Here is a 22396-nt window from a genome sequence, read left to right as displayed (position 1 = left end):
CAATGAAAAAATTAACGAACTATCTAATTTTATCTGCTGCTTCATTAATAATGATTTCCTGTAGCAAAAACGATAACAACCCTGTAGCAAATAATATCAACTTACATTTTAATAATACATTTAAAAATAGCACCATTGTCCTTGGAGGAGCGACAATTACTGATGCTACCGTTAACACATCAGAAAAGGATCAAGCACATCACCTCTCAGAACTTAAGTATGTTGTCAGTAATATTCGACTTGTTAAAGCAGATGGAACTGAAATCCCTTACAATGTAAATGACCTGGATAAAGGAGCTACTGTGGTTAACCAAAGCAAACAAGCGAGTTTGGATTATGTATTGACCAATATACCTGTAGGGGAGTATCGTCAGCTCAAATTTGGATTAGGGGTGAAGCAAGAAATCAATACATTGGATCAGGTCAGATTTCCGGTATTTTATGCTGCAGCGGGAGCTAATGATACCGATATGATGTGGCAATGGGCTACGGGATATCGATTTACGAAGATCGAAGGATTTTATGGTGTTGAAAATAATGCTTTTCAGGTCCACACCGGAAGCACACTGAATGGAGAGGGAGGTAAACCTGAAACATATACGCAGGGCGTAGATGCTTATCGTGATATTACATTGGATCTAACGACGACTGCTGTTGTGGGAAGCAATGCACCTAAAATCACGATCAAAGCTGACTTTGATAAACTCTTAAGTGGAAAAACAAAAGTAATCCTAACGTCGAAAAATGCAACAACACCAAGCCTTCATAGCAGCATGGCGGCCATGGAAGTTTTTGTAAATAATATTGGGGGAGATGGTAAAGAGGATAAAAGCGGCATGTTTTCTGTCGAGCGTGTCGAAAACAACTAAAAGAAATTAATGGCAAGGTCATCAGGAACTTAGTGATGATGGCCTTGTCTTAATATAAAATCTAACAGACCCCTTGTTAGTTAGTAGGAAACAATAGTGGCATAATAATCCTATTCTTATTTGCAAAATCGTTTATTCGAATGAAAACAGTAATCTGTGCCTTAACTGTGTTATTGATTGTACTTTCCTGCAGTAAAAGGGATATGGACGAATCAATAAAGGAGGACAACCCTGAAATTTCACTGGAGATACCTGCAGAATTTCCAGCATTAAATAGTTCCCTAGCGCAAAATAGACCTACAAAATATGGTGTTGAATTGGGCGAGAAATTATTTCATGAAAAGAGGTTCAGCGGAAATAATACTATTTCCTGTGCGAGTTGTCACAATCCCAGTCTAGCTTTTTCAGATGGAAAGCAACAGGCCGTCGGAATTTATGAACGGGTGGGACTTCGTAATACGCCCGCTGTTCAAAACATGGCATTTATGAAGTTTTATAATTGGGATGGAAATATCCTGCAATTAGAAAAGCAACCTCTCGTTCCGATTATAACACATGAAGAAATGAACTCCTCTATCTTGGAGGTGATCGGTAAAATTGGTGTTGATGCCGATTATAAAAAATTATTTCAAAAAGCATTTGGCGATGCAAGCATAACGGCTGATCGAATTTATCGCAGTATTGCACAATACGAGTATACATTGATCTCTGCCAATAGCAAATATGATCGTGTAAAAAGAAATGAAGGGGAGCGATTTACAGCGGAAGAGGAGAGAGGGTATATAACTTTCAAGAGTAAATGTACAAGTTGTCATGGTACGGAGCTTTTTACTGATCAGAGCTTTAGAAATGTAGGCTTTCCATTGAATCCCAATCCTGAAGAAGCAGGACGAGGTCGGGTCACTGGACGACATGCAGATCAGATGGCTTTTCGTGTTCCCTCTTTAAGAAATGCGGCTTACACAGCGCCTTACGGAAGTTTTGGTCAATTTCCAACCTTAAGATCTGTTTTAGATTATTTTGATAAAGGTGTGTTGGAAGCAGAAAATCTCGATCCTATTCTTAAAGAAAATGGTAATCGAATTCCATTAACGGAGCAAGAAAAGCAGGATATTATCGCTTTTATAGAAACATTAAGTGATCCAACATTTATTGGCAAGTAAATACGACATACCCGGAACGATGTTTATACAAATAGTATGCACATTTCTCTAATAGAAGAGATCAACGAGCTGTTTAGCTTCTGCGACATCATGGACACGGAGTATCTGTACACCTCTTTCCAAAAGTAAGGTGTTTAATGCCGTTGTACCATTGAGGGCTTCCTGGGCAGTAGTACCCAATTTTTTGTAGATCATGGATTTACGTGATATACCACCTAAAATAGGGAGACCAAAATATTGTAATTCATCGACCCGATAAAGCAGTTCATAATTTTGATCGATTGTTTTCGCAAAGCCAAACCCAGGGTCGAGGATTATATCCTTTACACCCAGATCTCTTAATTGAGCTATACCTTGTCCCAAAAAGGTAGCAACATCGGTCACGATGTCGGTATATTCGGTTTGTCCTTGCATGGTTTCTGGAGTCCCACGCATATGCATGAGGATATAAGGCACCTGATATTTGGCTACTGTTGCAAACATCTCCTCATCAAGCGTACCTCCTGATACGTCATTGACAATATGTACACCAGCGTCAATAGCTTCTGCAGCAACATCTGCCCGAAAGGTGTCTATAGATAAGATCGCTTCTGGAAAGGCGTTTCTGATTGCCAGGATAGGGGGAAGCGCCCTGTCCATTTCTTCTTGAGAAGAGATTAATGGCGCGCCGGGACGTGAAGAATAGGCCCCAATATCGAGGATTTGAGCGCCTACCGTTAAGAGATTACTTGCTTTTCCCAGAACTTTCTCTACCGTGGTATTATCTCCACCATCAAAAAAGGAATCTGGTGTAACGTTGAGAATACCCATAATAACAGGCTTGTCAAATGTCATTAGCTTTCCACCTACATTGATGGATGGGGCAGTTACTGTCTGAAATTTTTTCATCTTACCACAACAACCCCTTCAGCGACAATATTAATATCGTTTTTTGGCTGAGTAATCTGATTTATTTCGGCTTGAGATTTACCGAGATCTTTTGCGGCATGTTGCAATGATGCGACTGAAGTTTCTTTCCGCTTGGCTACACCTTCGACAACAACTGTCTTACCGATGATATCTGCGGGCATAAAGAATCCATAATCTTTAAAACGTACCATGATAGGTTCCTCTCCATCGCGTTGTAAGGTCATGAAACAGCCTTTCTTTTTGCAGACTTCAACGACTTTGCCTTCAATTTTACCGTTGAAAGTATTCTTGCTACTTAGTTCTTTTTCCAGTTTAGCAACAGAAATCGCTTTATTGGCCTGAATTTCCTTTCCATATTTTACACCCGGTTTTGCTGAGGGAATCTCCTTTTTCTGAGCGTGTAATTGCGTACTTACAGCAATTGCCAATGCAAAAAATAAAATGATCTTTTTCATCTGTATAAATTATTTATAAGTATTGGTCTCATCGGTATAAATGAGCTCGTTTCACTCGGTTCATGCTGCCTTTGGCGGTTTCAATTGTGATGAGGCTATTCCCTGAGCTCACAGGCTCGGTTTTCATTGCGTATATATTAAAGCTGAATGCAAGATAGCTAACACCGTTTATTCAATCTACTTTGAGTTTGAATACATCATGATGTATTTATATTACTTTCGAATGAATTCAAATTTACCACTTGGGTCCAGCTTCATAATGGTAGATGATCTACCATCAGTCTTCACATGCCTATCATATTCGACAATATAGTCTACACCTGCTTTGATCTCTTCAGCTATTTCGTCAAAATCTTTCGCTGTTGGCTCACCACTGATATTTGCTGAAGTAGAGATAATAGGTTTACGGAAACGTTGTAGAAGCTGTTCACAAAAAGGATGTTTGACAATTCGAATGCCAATCGAACCGTCCTCTGCAATGGCATTAGGGGCAAGATTTTTGGCATTCGAATAGACAATTGTCAATGGCTTGTCCGTATATTCAATAAGTTGATAAGCAACATCGGGGATTTCGTTGACATAACTTGCCAATTGGTTGTCGTTATGTAAAAGGACGATCAGACTTTTGGACTTATCTCTTCCTTTCAATTGAAAGATTTTCTCTACGGCATCAGGATTAGTGGCATCACAGCCTATCCCCCAGATTGTATCTGTTGGGTATAGGATTAACCCACCTGCTTTTAGCGTTTCCAACGCTTTGTTCAAATCCTCACGATCCACAAATGCACTCATTTTTTATTTTTTTAGTTCTAACCTTGAATTTAGACAGCTACATTATGCTCCCGTAAAGCATCATTTAATGAAGTTTTCTTATCTGTAGATTCTTTACGTTGACCAATGATCAATGCACAAGGAACTTGATACTCGCCAGCTGCGAATTTTTTAGTATACGATCCAGGGATGACAACCGAACGAGCAGGAACATAGCCTTTGTATTCTACAGGTTCAGGTCCAGTAACATCAATAATTTTGGTTGATGCAGTCAATACGACGTTAGCGCCTAACACAGCTTCTTTTTCTACGCGAATTCCTTCAACAACGATCGCTCTCGATCCAATAAATACATTGTCTTCGATGATAACTGGAGCAGCTTGAACTGGCTCAAGTACGCCACCGATACCAACACCACCACTTAAGTGTACATGTTTACCAATTTGAGCACAGGAACCGACTGTTGCCCATGTATCTACCATGGTGCCTTCGTCTACATAAGCACCGATGTTAACATAAGAAGGCATCATAATTACCCCTTTTGCTAAATAAGCACCTAAACGAGCAGAAGCGCCAGGAACAACACGCACACCAGTATGTTTGTAATCCGTTTTTAGCTTCATTTTGTCATGGAATACAAAAGGACCTGCTGTCATCTCACGCATATCGTTGATCGGGAAATACAAGATCACAGCTTTCTTGATCCAGTCATTTACATGCCATCTCGTGCCGATCATTTCCGCTACACGGATTTCACCGCTGTCTAACTTCATGATCACGGTACGAATTGCTTCTGTATATTCTTTATACTCCAATAATTGTCTATCTTCCCAAGCTTCCTCAATCAATTTTTTAAGTGGCTCTACCATATTATTTGTTTGCTTATTTGAATTTGTTTATTTTGATGTACAAACTTAGATAAAGTTGCATTTAAAAGCAACTTTATCGTTCTCTCCCCTGCCATGAAGAAATTAGGTATAGGGGAAATATGTTAATTTTCGGTGGGAATACCACGATAATTTGCTAATATAACTATTTTTGCACTATGGCTGCAGCATCAGAAAAATTGAGAATTGATAAATATTTATGGTCGATAAGATTGTTTAAAACAAGAACTTTGGCAACCGAAGCCTGTAAGGCGGGACGGGTCAAGTTGAACGGTCAAAATATTAAACCTTCTTACGAAGTTAAGATCGGCGATGTCTATCATATCCAAAAAGGAATCGAAAAGAAAGTTGTTAAAGTGATCGGTCTTCTTGATCGGCGGGTGGATGCAAAAACTGCTGTTCAGTTTTATGAAGATCAAACCCCTGTAGAAGAGACTGTAGGCTACAAATCGGTATTTCAGGCACCTGTGCTTAAGCGAGACCGCGGAACGGGAAGACCTACGAAGAAAGATCGTCGTGAAATAGATGATTTACAGGCTTCAGACTGGTGGGACAAAGAAGATGAATAAGGCAAAAAACATTTCATTTGTTCGATAATTATTTGCATTTTAGGTTAAGTAAAGTTATCCATATTGATATGCTTTAACACTGACCAAAAATGTAGATATTTATGAGAGGTAGCATGCACGCACAAGCGCTGATGACACTAGCGCTTAGCCTAAACCTAGCACCAACTATTGCCAAGACTGGAAGCAAATCCATCTCATTTGCCAATTATGGAAATTCATTTGTACTGTTGCAACAAACTATTCGAGGAAAAGTTCTTGATGAGAAGGGGCAAGGCATAGGAGGAGTCACTGTCAGAAATTTGACAGCTGGAACAACTGCACAGTCAACTCCAGATGGCAATTTCAGTATTGCTGCAAAACAGGGGGATCAATTGGAGTTCTCCTCTGTGGGCTATGACCGACAGAGCAATACTGTCAGTGGTTCGGGGCCGCTAACGATTGTATTGGCAAATAAGAGCACGGTGTTGGAGGATGTGACAGTGACAGGATATACGAATTATTCCAAAAAACAGTCCGCCAATGTTTCCACCACAGTAAAAGCAAAAGATCTGGAACAAGTACCTATGGCTTCTGTTGACCAAATGCTACAGGGGCGTGTTCCGGGGATGAGTGTAATGGCTAGTTCAGGACAACCTGGTGCTACTGCTTCTGTTGTTATCCGGGGGATTGGTTCCATCAATGGTATTTCGGATCCTCTGTATGTGATCGATGGAATTCCTATTGCCACATCTGAACTGAAGAATTTTAGTGCGAATGATTTTGAATCTGTCAATGTATTGCGTGATGCAACAGGAAAATCTTTATACGGATCCAGAGGTTCAAACGGTGTTATTGTTATCACGACAAAAAAAGGTAAATCAGGTCAGTTAACGGTGAATTTTAACTCTCAATATGGTCTTTCCAAACTGACACGACCAAAATTCCAGATGATGAATACACAGCAACGTTTGCAATTTGAAGAAGAATTGGGGGCGTTTGTCGATCCAGATAACAATGAAGGCATAGGTCCTGGATGGACTTATTCACCTAAAAATCCTGACGTAGCGGGCGGAACTTCAGCTTATAAAGCTCGAGCAGCTCAAATTTTGGATAGTTTGAGAGGAATAAATGTTGACTGGCGTGATTACTTCTTTCGCAATGGAAAGTTTATGGATCAGCAGGTAAATGTCAGTGGAGGCGGGGAGCATGTACGGTTTTATAGCAGTGCGGGATACTATAAACAGGAGGGGGTCGCCATTCGATCTGGTCTTGATCGGTATACCTTGAAAAATAATGTAGATTTTGATAAAGGGAAGCTTTCAGGAGGTGTAAATGTGACCCTTGGGTATACAAATTCGAAATTTACTGAAGGTGTAGGAGCTTCACGTGTGGGATCGTCTATGGCATCGGTTTATTATGCACTACCTTATGAATATCCGTATGCACCAGACGGAACGCTCATTCATTTTGGTAATGAAGACGATTACTTTATTTTGGATCAGCGCGAAGGGAGTGCCGGATTGGAACGTTTACTCAACTCAAGTAGTTCTTCTGAGTTATTTAATACCAATGTTGGCCTCAATCTAAATTATCAATTACTACCGACCTTAAAAGCCCACACGCGATTGGGTATAGACTATAACACGACTACCGGCCAAGATTATATCAACCCTGATTCTTATTACGGATCACGGGATCGGGATCCGACACTTGGTGGAAAGGGATTATTCGCAGAAGACAATCTCCGGTCTACCAATGTGATCAGTACCACCGGATTAACCTATCAAAATACTTTTGACGAAAAGCATAATTTGGAGCTCTCAGCTTATTTTGAATATTTATATCGACGTAACCGCGCCTTTGGATACAAAGGTTACGGTATTGATAGCCGTCTACCGGAAAATCCGAATGGTGTAACAGTAAGTCCGACCTATTTACCAGCAATTTTGGGTGGGCGTACTAAATATGCGTTGGCTTCGTATATGGCCTTGGGAAGGTATACTTATGACAATCGTTATTCGTTGACGGCAAGTTATCGTTATGATGGCTCTTCCCGTGTAGCGGAGGCGAATCGTTGGCATGGTTTCTATTCCTTCGGTGCAAATTGGAATATCAAGGAAGAGGAATTCTTGAAATCCAATGAATTCATACAAGGCCTATCTCTACGGGCCAGTTATGGTACCACGGCCAGTACAATCAACGGTGATTTCAATTACTTAGCAACTTTTAGAAAGGACATTACCTATGGTGGTGAAACAGCCATTCGTCCTTATGATCCCGGAAATCCGAATTATGACTGGGAATATGTGGATGAATTCAATGCCGGATTTGATATGGAGCTTTTTCCATCAAAGCGGCTTCGTATTGCCATGGATTATTATAATAAAATAACCAAGAATATGTTTTTCGATCAGCCGATTTCCTTGACATCGGGATTCTTGGATCGTAAACTACCATTGAGCACGGGCAAGATGCGTAATAGGGGATTGGAAATGAGCTTATCCGGTGATGTTATTAAGAGGGAAGATTGGGGGGTGACTTTAGGGGTCAATGCTTCCTATAATAAAAATACCATATTATATCTTTCTGATGCATTGACCGAGGTTTTAGATGGAGATACACGGATTATGCGAGTTGGATTGCCCTATGGTACCTATTATGCGCCTGAGTGGGCAGGGGTTAATCCCCAGACTGGCGATGCGCAGTATTATAACCGCGATGGTAGTATAACAACCGAATACGATGAAACTTCACAGGCCGTTACAAAATCTGGCAGTATGTTTCCAAAATGGGTTGGCGGATTTAATACAACTGTCCGCTGGAAAAACCTCTCGTTGGATGCTTTGTTTGCATTTGTGAGTGATGTTAGCCGTTGGAATAACGAGGATTTTTATAATGAAAATTCAGGTTATATGACGAGTAACCAAAGTATACGCATGCTTACTGATCGCTGGAAGCAACCGGGAGACAATACCATTTTACAGCGGATTGATGTACCACGCGAATATACATCCAAAGATATCCAGGATGCTTCTTTCCTCAGATTGCGAAATGTCAATTTAGTTTATCAGTTTCCGAAAACATTGTTTGGGGATCAAAAGGTAATTAAAGGAGCCCGAATTTTCTTTCAGGGACAAAATTTATTGACCTGGACGTCCTGGCGAGGGCTTGATCCCGAAAATAGTGAAGGGATCAGCCGTTTTAACTATCCTGCTCCGAGAACATATACAGCGGGATTCAGTGTTAATTTTTAAAAAGACTACGGCAATGAAATCATTTAAAAATATACTAATAATCGGCCTCTTTACTGTGGGTTTGTCGACGTTCTATTCCTGTAATAAATTAGATCTAAAACCTTCAGATACGATTGATCCCGAAAAGGCTTACCGTAATCTGGATGATATCGATATGGCCATCAAAGGTGCTTATGCTGGTATGACCTACACACTCATTGGAAATAGTGTAGTTGTATCGGACGAAGCAATTTATCCATTGGAAAATACGGTTGGAAATGTTAGTGCTTATCGTTGGCAATATACAGCCTCAAGTTCATCGGTGACGAGTGCTTTTGGTGAGTACTATGTAGTCATAGATCGTGCGAATCGCGCTTTGGCAGGACTGGAAAAATTGGAGAAAGTGGATGCTGATACGAAAAAGCATTATCAAGGCGAATTGCTTGCAGTCCGTGCTTTTGCTCATGTTGAGCTTTTGAGAGCTTATGCAGCGAGCTATGAGCCCACAGCATTGGGAATTCCCTATATGTTGAAGTCTGAAATTGGACATCCACCACGGAAAACAGTTGCCGAAGTAATCAGTTTAGTCCAAAAGGACATTAATGAGGCTTTGAGCTTAATTGGAGATGAAGAGGCTGTTTACCGCTTTTCTAAAACGGGTTTGTATGCATTGCAGGCAAGAGCCGCTTTATATGCAAAAGATTGGCCACTGGCAATTGCTGCTTCATCGAAAGTCATTGCTGCAAAGCCACTGGCTGACCGGACTTCTTTTCCGAAAATATGGTCAGATGAGAGTTCCAATGAAGTGGTTTTTTCATTGCGTAGGACAGCAGCAGATCTCCCCAAAGAAGATGATTCTCCTGCCGAAGGACCTATAGGCGCGCTATTTTTTAGACAAGACGGCGAAATAGCTCTTTATACTCCTTCGAATAAATTGATCGCTCTATTTGATAAGAATAAAGATATACGTTTTGGTAGCTATATTCTCGATGACCCCAATCGGGGAGTAGGGAAACAACAGTATCTGATTGGAAAATATTTGGGCCGTAAAGAAGCTGATGCAACAGCTGGTCTTGTGGATGTGAAATTATTTAGGACGGGGGAGATGTATTTAATTCGGGCTGAAGCTAATGCCGAAACAAATAAACTCAATGAAGCAAATAGTGATTTGAACGTGTTGCGGAAAGCTCGAATCAAAGATTATCAAAACCGAGTGATCGCTTCTAAAGATGAACTTATTGATGCTATTTTAGCGGAGCGTTACAAGGAGCTAGCATTTGAGGGACATCGTTTTTTTGATTTAAAAAGAAGGAAAATGCCTATTCGTAGAGGTCCCCAAGATGCTGTAAATACGGCGGGAGCACTATTGTTGGAGTCAACAAAAGCACAATACAATTTTCCTATTCCTGCAGATGAAATATTTGTCAACAAAAATATGGTGCAAAATCCAGGTTATACAAAATAATAAAATGAAGATACATGCAATGATAGCCATGATTATTGGAAGTGCTGCGGTTGTGGCTTCCTGTAATCACAATGACGGAAAGGAGAAGCAAGACATGACAAAAGAACAATTTGTTCTGGCAATTCATGGTGGTGCAGGGACAATTTTGAAAAAAAATATGACTGACTCCATGGAGCAGGCCTATAAAACGGTTTTAGAGCAGGCTCTACAAGCTGGTTATAGCCAATTGAAGCAAGGGAGTTCAAGCTTGGATGCCGTTGAACAAGCGATTCATGTAATGGAAGATTCTCCCTTGTTTAATGCGGGAAAGGGAGCCGTATTTACGAATGCGGGAAAAAACGAATTGGATGCGTCTATTATGGATGGAAAGACATTAGCTGCTGGTGCGGTTGCTGGCGTCACAACCATTAGAAACCCAATTTCCGCAGCGCGTGCGGTCATGGAGAAATCGGAACATGTCATGATGGTGGGCAAAGGAGCAGAAGAGTTTGCAAAACAGGTGGGATTGCAATTGGTAGATCCATCTTACTTTTGGACCAAAATGCGTTGGGATGCCCTACAAAAAATTAAAAAAGAGGACAGTACCAAAACACAGCTGGATCATGATCAGAAACAGAGTTCCCGTTTGGGTATCCTTAATAAGTACTATAAATTTGGGACAGTGGGTTGTGTCGCATTGGATAATCAGGGGAATTTAGCTGCGGGTACTTCGACCGGAGGGATGACGAACAAAAAATTTGGTCGTGTTGGCGATTCACCAATTATTGGTGCAGGGACTTATGCTAATAATGCAACCTGTGCGGTTTCCTGTACCGGTTGGGGTGAATTCTATATTCGTAATGTAGCTGCATATTCGGTTTCGGCCTTAATGGAATATAAAAATGATAATGTATGGCAAGCAGGTCAAGCTGTCATTGATCGGATTGGCAAAATGGGCGGAGATGGTGGAATGATTGTTATGGATAAAGAAGGTCATGTCGCCATGCCGTTTAATACCGAAGGAATGTATAGAGGGACGGTTACAAAGGAGGGTACGGTAAAAGTAGAAATTTATAAGTAATCAAACGTATAATCTAAGGGAAGCTGTTATGAAAAAGTTGTTGTGTATTATTGCAGTAGTCGTTTTGTGTTCTTTCACCGACCAGAAATCGCGAATTTCACCTAAGGGAACATTGTTCATTATTGGTGGTGGGCATAAAGATGAACATCTGATGGAGGCTTTGGTCGAAGCAGCTCGGCTTTCGCCAAAGGATTACATTATGATCTTACCGATGGCTTCCACGATCCCCGATGAGTCTGTAGAAGGCATGGTACATCAACTCAAGGAAGTGACAAAAAATAAGATCACCAGTATTAATTTTTCGAAATCGGATGCCGAAGATCGGACGCTAGTTGATTCGGTACGCCATGCAAAACTGATTTATATTACAGGGGGAGATCAAAATCGTTTTATGTCGATCGTGGAGCATACAGCATTGTTCGACGCGATTCATGCAGCTTATCAGCAAGGCGCATGTATAGCGGGCACAAGCGCTGGTGCGGCTATTATGAGCGAGACAATGATAACAGGTAATCAATTAAAAGATTCGGTTTATCGGCCTACCTTCAATAGACTGGAACATCAAAATTTAGAGACATCCAAAGGTCTGGGATTGATAAAATCCGCGATTATAGATCAGCATTTTGTAAAGAGAAGTCGATACAATCGACTTTTTACTGCCTTAGCTGAGTTCCCTGACAAGACCTGTATCGGGATTGATGAGGGAACTGCTATCATAGTTCGACAGAATACTGTAAAAGTGGTTGGCGAATCCCAAGTAATCGTAGCCAAAAATCCACGTGGATTAAAGAAAAAATCCAATGGAATGATCACTTGGGATAATCTTACATTGAGTGCCTATGATGAAGGCAAAATATTTAAGATCAAATAATTATAGGTATTTTTCAATTTCGTCAAATTGAATATCCCCATGTGACGCATCATAAAGGCTGTTTTTGCCTTCGACAATCAGTATCTGCGGTGATTGATGTTCAATATTCCATCGTTGAGCAATTTCATTGGAAAGTGCCCGGTAGCGCAACAGGTCTAAAAGATAAATAGAATACTCCTGATCAACTGTATTTGACATCCGTTCTAAGCTGCGTTTTGCCATGTTACTGATACCACAGGTTGTGCTGTGTTTGAATATGGCGGACACCTTGTCCGATTGATAAAGTTCTTGTAATTGTTCTTCTGTATTTAATTCTATCCAATTGATCATAATAATTATAATTCTTTAAATTTCTTTTGCTCGACTTGCACAAATGAAGAGATCGAAGAGAATACACAGGTTCTCTTGTCGTTGCTAGCAGCGCTAAATAAACTAGGTAGACGTATTCCATCACCTATTTCTTTGTATTTGCTTACCTCATAACTGATTTTTTCTGATTTATCAGTGTATTCGTAACGCGTAATCTCACCCGTATTTTGATCTATATAGATTAAACCGTCTAGCTTCGAACCGAGAACCTGACCTGATGAGGTAATACTTGCAACTGTTAATTTTTGCCCGCCAATAAAACGTTCTTCCTGATTTTTAAACTGAACACTTCTTTGCTCTATAAGCGTGGGTAACAACAGTAGATTTAAATCTGCAAAAAGTTGATTTTTTATGGATTTCTTTATTTCTTGACCGTCAGTAGATACATTGCCTGCTATAAAAAGCTTATCTGTGCTGTTTCCTTTAAAATTGAATAAATAGGTCACCTGATCAGATCCACTAAATCCATCGAATCTACATTCTCCTGTTGTACGGTTAAAGAGGAATTTACGTTCTTCATTAGACAATTCTTCCGATACTGTATTGCCCTTTGCCGAGAAAGCGAGATATTGTAAGGAATCCCATTTCCCTTGACCACCAATACTGCGCCAGATCTGTTTATTCAGGCTATCATCTTGAGCAGATAAATGCCCGAGAGAAAGGAATGATAGCATAAATGCTAAGAGTATGTTCGATAATGTTTTCATAATCATATCTAAAAAATAAAAATCGATTAATAAGATATTATCATATTTTATTAATCGATTTATTTAAAATAAAAGTACTTGTGCATTTTTATGTTTTGGCCCAGAATACTTTTTCATGATTAAATAATAGACAAAATTGATACCAAACTAGAATTTTTTAGCGATGGTAGCCATTTGTATTGCTGTAATAGCAGCTTCTTCACCCTTATTGCCATGTTTTCCACCGGCACGGTCCAAAGCTTGTTGAAGGTTGTCTGTAGTCAGTACACCAAAGATAGCCGGTTTATTATACTTCAGTCCTACATTTGAAATGCCATTGGCGACCGCATGGCAAATAAAATCGAAATGGCGGGTTTCTCCCTGGATTACACATCCCAGACAGATAACAGCATCAAAGCGTTGATTTCTCAAGGCCAGATCTGCTCCAGAGGTCAGTTCGAAGCTTCCTGGAACCTCGATAACTTCGATATTGCCTTCTTTTGCACCATGTTTTTCTAAACCTGAGATAGCACCGTTCAATAGTGCACCAGTAATTTCTGCATTCCACTGTGCAACTACGATTGCAAATTTGAATGGACTCGCATCCGCAACTTGGATATGCGAAAAGTCTGATAGATTTTTAATGCTACTTGCCATAATAGATGCAAAGATAGTGATTTTAGATGGTCACAAAAAAAGAGGCTATCAAATAGCCTCTTTTTTGTGTATTTATGATTTCTTATAAATGTGCTTGTACTCTACCCAATAGACCATCGATAGTAGAAGCCTCTTGGCTTTCTGGGAAATCTGTTTTGATCTTTTTGTAAGCTGTTTCAGCACTTTTGTAGTCGTTTTGTGCTTCGTAAACAAGACCTAATTTTTTTAGGAATAATGGAGTTGTGTATGAGTTGCTCGATTTTTCAGAAGCTTGTTTGTAATAATCAGCAGCTTTTTTATAGTCTTTTAACTCTGAATAAGCATCTCCTGTCAAACCGATAACTAGTGGGTCTAAGATTTGACTTCCTGTAGGGGAATATTTTTCCAATGCTTTTACAGCATCATCAAATTTACCCTGACGTAAGTAAAGACCTCCTAAATATGCATTTGCAATATTTGCAGATTTTGTGTTTGAATATTCGTCTGCAATTTGCTTGAAACCAAGGAACGCGCCATCTCCTGAAATCGCTTTATTCTGTAAAGAATCAATTGTAACAAGCTGCTCGGCTTTATACATGCGATTCGATGCTTCCTCTGCTCTTGGTTGCAAGTAGAGTTTTTCGTATCCAAAGTACAGCAAAATCAATACAACGATACCACCTAAAATAAACGCAACGCTTTTTTGGTTATCTTGAAAAAAAGATCCTTTTGAAGGTTTCAAACCTTGATTTGTATTATTTGTATTTTTAGACATTACTAATCAGTAAAATATGGTTGCAAAAATACACTTTTCGAGCAAATTTGCAAGTGTTTTACAAATTTTAAAGTGAATTAACTTTTGTTTTCGGACTCATTTGACAATTCGATTTCTTTATCCAGTTGTTCATAGATCGAATTTTTACTTTTAAATTCTGGAACAATAAGCTTCATTTGATAAACGACCTCATTTTTATTTTGAGTCGCTAACCGCAATTTTAATTCCGCTAGTTTCAGGCTTACAATGTTATAATTATTTTCACGGACCTTGGCTATCATAATTTTCTCATGATGCGTCGGAAGGGTATTTTCTAGATCGTTTAACAGCTCTTCATATAATTTTTCACCTGGTCTTAGACCTGTAAACTTTATTTCGATATCTTCATTCGGTTTAAATCCAGAAAGACGTATCATCTTCTTGGCAAGTTCAACGATCTTTACTGATTTACCCATATCAAAGACGAATATTTCTCCACCCTGACCCATTGCGCCAGCTTCAAGAACAAGTCGGCAGGCTTCGGGGATAGTCATAAAATAACGTGTAATTTCGGGGTGAGTTACTGTAACAGGACCTCCTTTTTGGATCTGATCTCTAAATCTAGGAATAACAGAACCATTTGAGCCAAGGACATTGCCAAAGCGTGTGGTAATAAATTTGGTATTGACGTCACCATTCGATAAGCTTTCCAAATGATTGTTTAGGGCCTGTACATATATTTCGGCAATTCGTTTTGTTGCCCCCATAATATTTGTTGGATTAACAGCCTTGTCAGTAGAAACGAAAACGAATTTTTCGACCTGAAATTCCACCGCCAGATCAGCTAGGTTTTTGGTACCCATAACATTGGTTTGTACAGCTTCAAGTGGATGGTTTTCCATCATAGGTACGTGTTTGTAAGCTGCCGCATGATATACATAATGTGGTTTGAATGTTTCAAATAGTAAACGCATTCTTTTTGTACTTCTGATATCTGCTATATAAGTGTGGTATACTTGATTTGGGAATTCGTCTTGTAAATCCAATTGTAAATTGTGCAATGGGGATTCCGCCTGATCACAGAGGATAATCATTTGGGGTTCATATTTACCCAATTGTGAGGCGATTTCGCTCCCGATTGATCCAGCTGCACCAGTAACAAGGATCCTTTTACCTTTGGTTTGGTTTAGGATATGATCGTCATTGATTTTGATTGGATCCCTTTCTAAAAGATCTTCAATTTTTATTTTTTGAATCTGATTGGGATTAAGATCCCCATTCATGATTTTTTTGACAGGTGGAAGTGTTAATATACTTACATTTCGCTCTAAAGCAATATCAGTAATTGCATTCTTGCGCTCTGAAGGAATATTATGTGATGCTATAATGACCTCTTCAACATTTAAGGTATTGATCAGATGATTAAATTTCTTGGATGAATAAATTTTCGTTCCATCAATCACTTTGTTGATCTTCTGGTCATTATCATCCAAAAAACCAATTATAGCATTTTTCGATCTAACATCATGATCTAATGTTCTTTTTACGGCGATACCGAGATCACCTGCGCCATAAATCAAGGTTTTTTTTCTGGTGCCATTGACCTTTTTTGTATAGAGAAAGAAAATTTTAATAATAGTTCTATATACTGTTAATATTAAAAATGAGAAGAGCGCAAAAAAGATGATTAATGCCGTGGGAATGTTCCGTTCAATTTCATTTGCTTGAATAATCAATTTGATGATTAAAAGCATGAATACGCTAAATATTATGGTGGATAATATTCGGATGGAGTCAATCGCGCTTGTGTAACGAATTATCCCAGTATACATCTTGAATAAGTAAAATGAGAGGGAGCAGACACTTATAAATAGAATATATCTTATGCTGAAATCTATGTCAAGGAGAAAATCGAAGTTAAAATCATAATAAATGACGTTTGCAAGGAGATAAGCGATAGAGACACTGAAAATATCCAATAAAAAAATGATCCATCTGGGTACTATACTGATTTTACTTAGCATGGTATTATATCTGATTAATTTAGACAAATGTAGATAATTTTGTTTCATTCCCATGGTCTTTATATGCATTAATCTTCCACACCATATAATGGTTCCAAAAGGTAATAGGAGATCTATGATTTGTGTTATTGGTTCGACAACGATGTGGGTATTATGACAATTTTATCTTCGTTTGATTAGATTAATTATTTATCGTAATTTTAACTAAAGTCAATTTAATAAAATGAATGAGTTAGGGAAGCTTGCGAGTCAGGCCATGATTTCTCCGAAAGAAATGCTTTTTGAGAAGAAAAAGAACGGGAAAAGTCTTTTTATTGGGATTCCAAAGGAGATCTCGCTTCAGGAAAAGCGTATATGTCTGACACCGTTGGCGGTAGCATTACTTGTCGAAAATGGGCATGAGGTATTGATTGAGACTGGAGCCGGAGCCGGAGCAAATTTTTTGGATCACCATTATAGTGAACAAGGAGCTCGGATCGTGTCATCCAGTGAAGAAATATACCAGGCCGATTTGATCATTAAAGTTGGTAGTCCTACCGTTTCTGAGGTTAAATTGATGAAAGAGAGGCAAGTACTCTTGTCTTCCCAACAGCCTTCTTTAATGAATGTTGAAGTGTTAAAGGCGCTGATGCATAAGAAGATTACCGCAATCTCCTATGAATATCTGCGGGATGAGGGAGGATGTTTAGCTGTGGTGCGGGCAATGAGCGAAATTGTCGGGGCGACGGCGACTTTGATAGCTGGAGAGTATTTAAGTAATGCTTTCGGTGGAAAGGGGCTCATGCTAGGAGGTGTTACAGGAGTCGCCTCTACAGAGGTCGTCATTATAGGCGCGGGCACAGTTGGGGAACAGGCTGCACGAACAGCCTTGGCGCTGGGCGCACAAGTAAAAGTATTTGACAATTCAATTTATAAACTCCGCCGTTTGCAAAACAATCTTGGTAGTCTTGTATTCACTTCAGTTATTCAACCAATTATTCTCAATAAAGCAGTTATAAGTTCAGATGTCGTTATTGGCGCATTGCGCGCGCGCAACGGCCGCTCTGCTTGTGTGATTTCCGAAGAAACAGTTTCAAAGATGAAACCGAACTCGGTTGTTATAGATGTCAGTATTGATCAAGGTGGGAATTTTGAGACATCGGAAGTAACATCGCATGATAAACCTGTTTTTCGAAAATTTGATGTCATTCACTATTGTGTTCCCAATATCGCTTCGCGGGTCGCTCGTACAGCGACTTATGCGATGAGTAATATTTTCACGTCCATCTTGTTGGACTTTGCAGAATTGGGCGGATTGAAAAATGCGATTTGGAAAAGCCCGGGGATAAGAAGTTCAATCTATCTGTACCAAGGCAACCTAACCAATGCCGATATGGCTTCCCGATTTAATATGACGGCAAAAGATTTGGACTTATTGGTAGTTTCTTCACTGTAACGCATACCTCATATTATATGATACAGATGAAACCATCATGATTTATTCAAACCGAGTGAAACGAGTTCATGAATGCAACTAAAAAACAAATTATGAATGAATAATCACATAGTGGGATGAATAAATCTGATAGCTTCATCACAACTGAAAAATCAAATTTAAAAGGATGAAAAAAATTCTTATGATCTTGTGCTCTTTGGTTTCGCTTGCAAAGGCTCAGGAAGTTATAAATCTTTACCCGGATACTATTCCAAATGCAACTGATAAAGATCAGGTTCTTTTGGAAAAAAATATACCCAAATTATTTGTTTATAAACCAGCTGAAGGTGCAGCCAAAAATATTGCTGTACTTGTGATCCCTGGGGGTGGATACTCGCATATCGCAATGGATCATGAAGGGCATGCAGTCGCTAAGGAACTAGTAAGAAATGGATATTCGGCGTATGTATTACAATATAGATTACCGTCACCCAATATCATGCGGGATAAGAGTATTGGACCGCTTCAAGATGCTCAGCGGGCAGTACAATTGATTCGTACTTCCAACCCACAATTCAAAAAAGTTGGTGTTATAGGCTTTTCAGCGGGAGGGCATTTGGCATCAACCTTAGTGACCAAATTTAAGAAAGAATATATCGCCAATCCATCACATGTGTCACTGCGGCCGGACTTTGCAGGACTAATATATCCAGTTATTTCTATGCAGAATGATGTGACGCATAAAGGTTCTAAAATTAATCTGATTGGAGAGAATCCATCCGAAGAACTTGTTCAATTATTCTCTTCAGATTTGCAGGTTTCTCCAGAGGTTTGTCCTGTTTTCTTTGTGCATGCCAAAGATGACAAATCTGTTCCGATTGAAAACAGCTACCAGATGATGGCGGCATTGGATAAGGTGCATGTCCCAAATACACTCTATGTGTTTGAACAAGGCGGCCACGGTTTTGGATTGATCAACAAAACTTCAGAAAAAAAATGGTTTGATGTATTTCTATCCTGGGTGTCCACCTTGAATTAATCGAAGGGGATCCAATTGGAAATTGTTAGATCAACCGCTTGATTTTTCTGAGGAATTAGTTGTGAAGTGGTTGTGCAATGTAGGTCAACCACATCGTTTGAAACAACGATCTCATAATAGAAGCCTCTAAATTTAGTGTCTTTTACATAGAAAGGCGATTCTTCGGCGAGCATAATAGAGATCCATTCCTGATGAATTGCAATAGGCTTTTCGCTTGCTATACCTAAATTTTGTGCTTGTTGGGGATTTAGGATATTACTTTTTGCCAACAATTGTGCCGTATAAGGGTGTGATGGTTGGCTATACAACAGATGTGGATTATTTTGATCTAATATTTTTCCTGATTTCATGACAATAAGGTTGTCTGCCAGAGCAAGGACCTCAGTGGGATCATGCGAAACCAAAATTATCGTAAGACCTGTTTCCTTCACAATATCTTTGATGTCCTGTTGCAAGGTATCTCGAAAAGACGCGTCAACTTGGTTAAACGGTTCATCCATCAGAAGCACTTCAGGTTCATTGATCAATGCGCGACAGATGGCAACGCGCTGTTTTTCTCCACCACTGATATCAGCGACTCTTTTTTTTGCCAAATGATCTATGCGTAAGCGTTGTAAAATCTCTGCGGTCTTATCCTGCTTTCGTTTGATATCCGTATTGGGTAGCTGTGAAGCAACATTATCCCATACATTCGCATAGGTATTTAAATCGTCGAATCCTTGCGAGACGAGTTTCATGGCATCATGTCCGGGTATTAGCTTGTCTTTACGCGTAGGAACTTGCCAGCCTTTATACCGCACGACACCGTCCGTAGGTTCTAACAGGCCATAGATTAATTTAAGTAGGGTACTTTTTCCACTTCCGGACTCACCAATAATAGCCGTTATTTTTCCTCCTTCAATATCAAAAGAAGCATTTTCAACAGCAAACTGTACATTGTTTTCATGAAATGAGAAACTTAAATGTTCAGCATGAATAGCTGCTAACCCCGGGACGTGGATATCTGAAGGAATATATTGACAAGATGATGAATGAGCCATAATGGAGTATGATAAAAGATAGATTAACGGATAGATATTTTTCGGGTAGCAGCGTCTATGATGCTGATATGTATTTCTTTTGCTTCTTCAGGCAACAAATTTGGTATTTTTTCAGGCCACTCAATAAAGCAGTATGCTCCCGAATAGAAATATTCCTCATAACCAAAGTCAAATGCCTCCTGTTCATCTTTAATCCGATAAAAATCAAAATGATATATTGGCCCGTTGTCAGAATCATATTCATTAACAATCGAGAAGGTAGGACTCGACGTGCTATCTTTTACACCTAATTGTTCACACAAATATTTTATAAAGGTCGTTTTTCCTGCCCCCATTGGGCCATATAGCAGAAAAATTCGATCCTTTGGAAACCTGTTCAAAAGAGTTTGGGCTGCAACAGAAAGATCTGCCGTTGTATTTACGATAATTTCCATGTTGCAAAATTACTATTTCGGCAAGTATGTCGCAAAGGGGATGATCATTTCTTCCAATGATATTCCTCCATGCTGGAATGTTCCGTTAAAGTAATTAACAAATTGATTGTAATTGTTTGGATAAACAAAGTAGGAATCCTCTTTGGCGAATACATAAGTTGAGCTGACATGAAGTTTGGGCAACTGTGCATCATGGGGATTCTTTATCGTAAATACATCTTTTTCAATGTAATTTAGATTTTTCCCTTGTTTATAGCGGAGGTTTGTATTTGTATTTCTATCTCCAACGATTTTGCTCGGTTTTTTGACCCGAATGGTCCCATGGTCCGTTGTGATAATAACACGTACTTTTTTCTGTGAAAGCCATTTAAGGGTCTCTAAAAGAGGTGAGTGCTCAAACCACGATAAGGTAAGCGAACGGTATGCCGCTTCATCATTCGCCAGTTCACGGATCATGGAGCTGTCCGTGCGTGCATGGGATAGCATATCAACGAAGTTATAGACCAGAACATTGAGCTGATTATGTATCAAGTTTCCTAAATTATCTAAAACGTCCTTGCCTTGTTCAAGTGTTAAAACTTTGGTGTAAGAATGTTTTATCGGTTTACGATATAACCTTTTGACCTGATCATCTAGAAATTTGTCTTCATATAAGTTCTTGCCACCTTCATCCTCGTCATTTTGCCATAACTTCGGAAACCGTTTTTCCATTTCCAATGGCGTTAAGCCGCTGAAGATTGCATTCCTCGCATATTGCGTTGCTGTTGGGAGGATGCTGAAATAGTTGATCTCTTCTTCCAGTCTAAAATAATCAGTAATCACCTCGTTGATGATTTTCCATTGATCAAAACGCAAATTATCTATCAGGACGAAAAAGGTAGATATTTCATCCTCAAGTACTGGAAATACTTTCTTTTTAAACAACTGATGGGATAAAATAGGTGCATTTTCCGGACGATTGATCCAATTGATATAGTTATTTTCTACAAACTTTGAAAATTGCATGTTCGCTTCCGACTTTTGCATGGTCAGGATTTCATGCATGTTGTTGTCATCGAGCTTTTCAAGTGATAACTCCCAGTAAACAAGTTTTTTATATACTTCTGACCATTGATTAAAATCCAGATCGTCATTTAATATCATCCCTAAATTGCGGAAATCTTGCTGGTAGGCCATGGAAGTTTTCTCATTGACAATACGTTTATTCTCAGTGAGTTTTTTTATTGTCATCAAAATCTGCTTGGGATTTACAGGTTTGATTAAATAGTCATCTATTTTAGATCCGATGGCATCTTCCATGACATGTTCCTCTTCATTTTTGGTGACGAGTACGATAGGAACTGTAGGATTAATGGATTTGATGATCGAGAGTGTTTCGAGCCCAGTTAGCCCCGGCATGTTTTCATCCAGAAATATTAAGTGAAAAAAACCATTTTTAAAGGCTTCAACTGCATCATTTCCATTGTTGACTGTGTCAACTTTATACCCCTTACTTTCTAAAAACAAAATATGAGGTTTTAGAAAGTCAATCTCGTCATCAGCCCAGAGAATATGTGTTTTTTGCATCTTGTTATATATGTCTACTATAAGAGAGGTTGATATGTTACTCAAATTGTAACAAAAGAAAATACCTCGGTCATTGAATGGATTTCAATATAGTGCTAACATAAGCAAATATCGTGCTTTAGATTTATTTTTAACATTTCTTAACGATGAACTAACTATCTTTGTTTTAAGTTTATATTAGTGATAACCATAAGTTTGTGTTT

The 22396-nt window shown here is 39.1% G+C and carries 21 protein-coding genes; 9 read left to right on the top strand and 12 right to left on the bottom strand.

Translation table 11 applies throughout. The features are described from left to right. Nucleotides 1–2 precede the first annotated feature (2 nt). Both AC07UV_RS06215 and AC07UV_RS06210 read left to right on the top strand, forming a co-directional pair. Nucleotides 3–869 carry an MbnP family protein gene (locus AC07UV_RS06215; RefSeq protein WP_282250939.1) on the top strand — a complete coding sequence of 289 codons (867 nt, stop codon included), beginning with the start codon at nt 3–5 and terminating at the stop codon, nt 867–869. 140 nt (nt 870–1009) lie between these two features. Continuing rightward, a complete protein-coding gene (locus AC07UV_RS06210) occupies nt 1010–2032 on the top strand; it encodes a cytochrome-c peroxidase (RefSeq protein WP_282250938.1) in 1023 nt (340 codons plus the stop codon). 48 nt (nt 2033–2080) lie between these two features. On the opposite strand, the gene folP is transcribed toward AC07UV_RS06210, so the two are convergent. The 4 genes from folP to AC07UV_RS06190 form a co-directional block, all read right to left on the bottom strand. Continuing rightward, entirely contained in the window at nt 2081–2920 is an 840-nt protein-coding gene (folP, locus tag AC07UV_RS06205; RefSeq protein ID WP_495183048.1) for a dihydropteroate synthase, read from the bottom strand. Further along, nucleotides 2917–3396, bottom strand: coding sequence for a DUF4920 domain-containing protein (locus AC07UV_RS06200; protein ID WP_282250935.1), 480 nt, complete (start codon nt 3394–3396; stop codon nt 2917–2919). The genes folP and AC07UV_RS06200 overlap by 4 nt, the downstream gene beginning before the upstream one ends. A 213-nt stretch (nt 3397–3609) precedes the next feature. Further along, complete coding sequence (locus tag AC07UV_RS06195) at nt 3610–4188, bottom strand: L-threonylcarbamoyladenylate synthase (protein ID WP_282250933.1); 579 nt, start codon at nt 4186–4188, stop codon at nt 3610–3612. A gap of 29 nt (nt 4189–4217) precedes the next feature. Continuing rightward, complete coding sequence (locus tag AC07UV_RS06190; protein ID WP_108636324.1) at nt 4218–5036, bottom strand: 2,3,4,5-tetrahydropyridine-2,6-dicarboxylate N-succinyltransferase; 819 nt, start codon at nt 5034–5036, stop codon at nt 4218–4220. A gap of 176 nt (nt 5037–5212) precedes the next feature. On the opposite strand from AC07UV_RS06190, the gene AC07UV_RS06185 reads away from it, so the two are divergent. The 5 genes from AC07UV_RS06185 (at nt 5213) to AC07UV_RS06165 (ending at nt 12231) form a co-directional block, all read left to right on the top strand. Continuing rightward, a complete protein-coding gene (locus AC07UV_RS06185) occupies nt 5213–5623 on the top strand; it encodes an RNA-binding S4 domain-containing protein (RefSeq protein ID WP_282250929.1) in 411 nt (136 codons plus the stop codon). A gap of 101 nt (nt 5624–5724) precedes the next feature. Continuing rightward, nucleotides 5725–8856: a SusC/RagA family TonB-linked outer membrane protein gene (locus AC07UV_RS06180; protein ID WP_495183047.1), complete on the top strand. Its 3132-nt coding sequence runs from the start codon at nt 5725–5727 to the stop codon at nt 8854–8856. Between the two features lie 13 nt (nt 8857–8869). Next, a complete protein-coding gene (locus AC07UV_RS06175; RefSeq protein WP_495183046.1) occupies nt 8870–10300 on the top strand; it encodes a RagB/SusD family nutrient uptake outer membrane protein in 1431 nt (476 codons plus the stop codon). A 4-nt stretch (nt 10301–10304) separates the two neighbouring features. Then, nucleotides 10305–11360 carry an isoaspartyl peptidase/L-asparaginase family protein gene (locus tag AC07UV_RS06170; protein ID WP_495183045.1) on the top strand — a complete coding sequence of 352 codons (1056 nt, stop codon included), beginning with the start codon at nt 10305–10307 and terminating at the stop codon, nt 11358–11360. A gap of 28 nt (nt 11361–11388) precedes the next feature. Continuing rightward, nucleotides 11389–12231: a cyanophycinase gene (locus AC07UV_RS06165; protein WP_495183044.1), complete on the top strand. Its 843-nt coding sequence runs from the start codon at nt 11389–11391 to the stop codon at nt 12229–12231. Here the strand turns inward: AC07UV_RS06165 and ytxJ are convergent, their stop codons facing one another. From ytxJ to AC07UV_RS06140, 5 genes are all read right to left on the bottom strand, one after another. After that, entirely contained in the window at nt 12232–12561 is a 330-nt protein-coding gene (gene ytxJ / locus AC07UV_RS06160) for a bacillithiol system redox-active protein YtxJ (RefSeq protein WP_282250923.1), read from the bottom strand. A gap of 5 nt (nt 12562–12566) precedes the next feature. Further along, nucleotides 12567–13307, bottom strand: coding sequence for a hypothetical protein (locus tag AC07UV_RS06155; RefSeq protein ID WP_282250922.1), 741 nt, complete (start codon nt 13305–13307; stop codon nt 12567–12569). A gap of 147 nt (nt 13308–13454) precedes the next feature. Beyond that, nucleotides 13455–13943 (bottom strand): 6,7-dimethyl-8-ribityllumazine synthase, encoded by a 489-nt coding sequence (gene ribH, locus AC07UV_RS06150; RefSeq protein ID WP_282250920.1) that lies wholly within the window; start codon nt 13941–13943, stop codon nt 13455–13457. A gap of 82 nt (nt 13944–14025) precedes the next feature. Further along, nucleotides 14026–14697, bottom strand: a complete 672-nt coding sequence (locus AC07UV_RS06145) for a tetratricopeptide repeat protein (RefSeq protein WP_120261859.1) — start codon at nt 14695–14697, stop codon at nt 14026–14028. Nucleotides 14698–14774: 77 nt separating this feature from the next. Continuing rightward, nucleotides 14775–16700 carry a polysaccharide biosynthesis protein gene (locus AC07UV_RS06140; RefSeq protein WP_282256149.1) on the bottom strand — a complete coding sequence of 642 codons (1926 nt, stop codon included), beginning with the start codon at nt 16698–16700 and terminating at the stop codon, nt 14775–14777. 223 nt (nt 16701–16923) lie between these two features. Here AC07UV_RS06140 and AC07UV_RS06135 point away from each other — a divergent pair, with 223 nt between their 5' ends. Both AC07UV_RS06135 and AC07UV_RS06130 read left to right on the top strand, forming a co-directional pair. Further along, nucleotides 16924–18135 (top strand): alanine dehydrogenase, encoded by a 1212-nt coding sequence (locus AC07UV_RS06135; RefSeq protein ID WP_282250918.1) that lies wholly within the window; start codon nt 16924–16926, stop codon nt 18133–18135. Nucleotides 18136–18301: 166 nt separating this feature from the next. After that, complete coding sequence (locus tag AC07UV_RS06130; RefSeq protein WP_282250916.1) at nt 18302–19153, top strand: alpha/beta hydrolase; 852 nt, start codon at nt 18302–18304, stop codon at nt 19151–19153. Here AC07UV_RS06130 and AC07UV_RS06125 read toward each other — a convergent pair. The 3 genes from AC07UV_RS06125 to porX are packed head-to-tail and all read right to left on the bottom strand — an operon-like array spanning nt 19150 to nt 22193. After that, entirely contained in the window at nt 19150–20193 is a 1044-nt protein-coding gene (locus AC07UV_RS06125; protein WP_495183043.1) for an ABC transporter ATP-binding protein, read from the bottom strand. The genes AC07UV_RS06130 and AC07UV_RS06125 overlap by 4 nt on opposite strands. Nucleotides 20194–20216: 23 nt before the next feature. After that, a complete protein-coding gene (tsaE, locus tag AC07UV_RS06120) occupies nt 20217–20627 on the bottom strand; it encodes a tRNA (adenosine(37)-N6)-threonylcarbamoyltransferase complex ATPase subunit type 1 TsaE (RefSeq protein ID WP_282250913.1) in 411 nt (136 codons plus the stop codon). Between the two features lie 12 nt (nt 20628–20639). Further along, nucleotides 20640–22193: a T9SS response regulator signal transducer PorX gene (porX, locus tag AC07UV_RS06115; RefSeq protein ID WP_282250912.1), complete on the bottom strand. Its 1554-nt coding sequence runs from the start codon at nt 22191–22193 to the stop codon at nt 20640–20642. Nucleotides 22194–22396 lie beyond the last annotated feature (203 nt).

The organism is Sphingobacterium sp. GW821-FHT03E03 (genome assembly GCF_059420745.1).
The sequence above is the reverse complement of the archived record's forward strand: the minus strand, read 5'-3'. Positions and strand labels throughout refer to the sequence as shown.

Bases quoted from the DNA above. Each gene is read 5' to 3' on its own strand.
- AC07UV_RS06215 (WP_282250939.1), top strand. From the start codon at position 3: ATGAAAAAATTAACGAACTATCTAATTTTATCTGCTGCTTCATTAATA.
- AC07UV_RS06210 (WP_282250938.1), top strand. From the start codon at position 1,010: ATGAAAACAGTAATCTGTGCCTTAACTGTGTTATTGATTGTACTTTCC.
- folP (WP_495183048.1), bottom strand. From the start codon at position 2,920: ATGAAAAAATTTCAGACAGTAACTGCCCCATCCATCAATGTAGGTGGA.
- AC07UV_RS06200 (WP_282250935.1), bottom strand. From the start codon at position 3,396: ATGAAAAAGATCATTTTATTTTTTGCATTGGCAATTGCTGTAAGTACG.
- AC07UV_RS06195 (WP_282250933.1), bottom strand. From the start codon at position 4,188: ATGAGTGCATTTGTGGATCGTGAGGATTTGAACAAAGCGTTGGAAACG.
- AC07UV_RS06190 (WP_108636324.1), bottom strand. From the start codon at position 5,036: ATGGTAGAGCCACTTAAAAAATTGATTGAGGAAGCTTGGGAAGATAGA.
- AC07UV_RS06185 (WP_282250929.1), top strand. From the start codon at position 5,213: ATGGCTGCAGCATCAGAAAAATTGAGAATTGATAAATATTTATGGTCG.
- AC07UV_RS06180 (WP_495183047.1), top strand. From the start codon at position 5,725: ATGAGAGGTAGCATGCACGCACAAGCGCTGATGACACTAGCGCTTAGC.
- AC07UV_RS06175 (WP_495183046.1), top strand. From the start codon at position 8,870: ATGAAATCATTTAAAAATATACTAATAATCGGCCTCTTTACTGTGGGT.
- AC07UV_RS06170 (WP_495183045.1), top strand. From the start codon at position 10,305: ATGAAGATACATGCAATGATAGCCATGATTATTGGAAGTGCTGCGGTT.
- AC07UV_RS06165 (WP_495183044.1), top strand. From the start codon at position 11,389: ATGAAAAAGTTGTTGTGTATTATTGCAGTAGTCGTTTTGTGTTCTTTC.
- ytxJ (WP_282250923.1), bottom strand. From the start codon at position 12,561: ATGATCAATTGGATAGAATTAAATACAGAAGAACAATTACAAGAACTT.
- AC07UV_RS06155 (WP_282250922.1), bottom strand. From the start codon at position 13,307: ATGAAAACATTATCGAACATACTCTTAGCATTTATGCTATCATTCCTT.
- ribH (WP_282250920.1), bottom strand. From the start codon at position 13,943: ATGGCAAGTAGCATTAAAAATCTATCAGACTTTTCGCATATCCAAGTT.
- AC07UV_RS06145 (WP_120261859.1), bottom strand. From the start codon at position 14,697: ATGTCTAAAAATACAAATAATACAAATCAAGGTTTGAAACCTTCAAAA.
- AC07UV_RS06140 (WP_282256149.1), bottom strand. From the start codon at position 16,700: ATGCTAAGTAAAATCAGTATAGTACCCAGATGGATCATTTTTTTATTG.
- AC07UV_RS06135 (WP_282250918.1), top strand. From the start codon at position 16,924: ATGAATGAGTTAGGGAAGCTTGCGAGTCAGGCCATGATTTCTCCGAAA.
- AC07UV_RS06130 (WP_282250916.1), top strand. From the start codon at position 18,302: ATGAAAAAAATTCTTATGATCTTGTGCTCTTTGGTTTCGCTTGCAAAG.
- AC07UV_RS06125 (WP_495183043.1), bottom strand. From the start codon at position 20,193: ATGGCTCATTCATCATCTTGTCAATATATTCCTTCAGATATCCACGTC.
- tsaE (WP_282250913.1), bottom strand. From the start codon at position 20,627: ATGGAAATTATCGTAAATACAACGGCAGATCTTTCTGTTGCAGCCCAA.
- porX (WP_282250912.1), bottom strand. From the start codon at position 22,193: ATGCAAAAAACACATATTCTCTGGGCTGATGACGAGATTGACTTTCTA.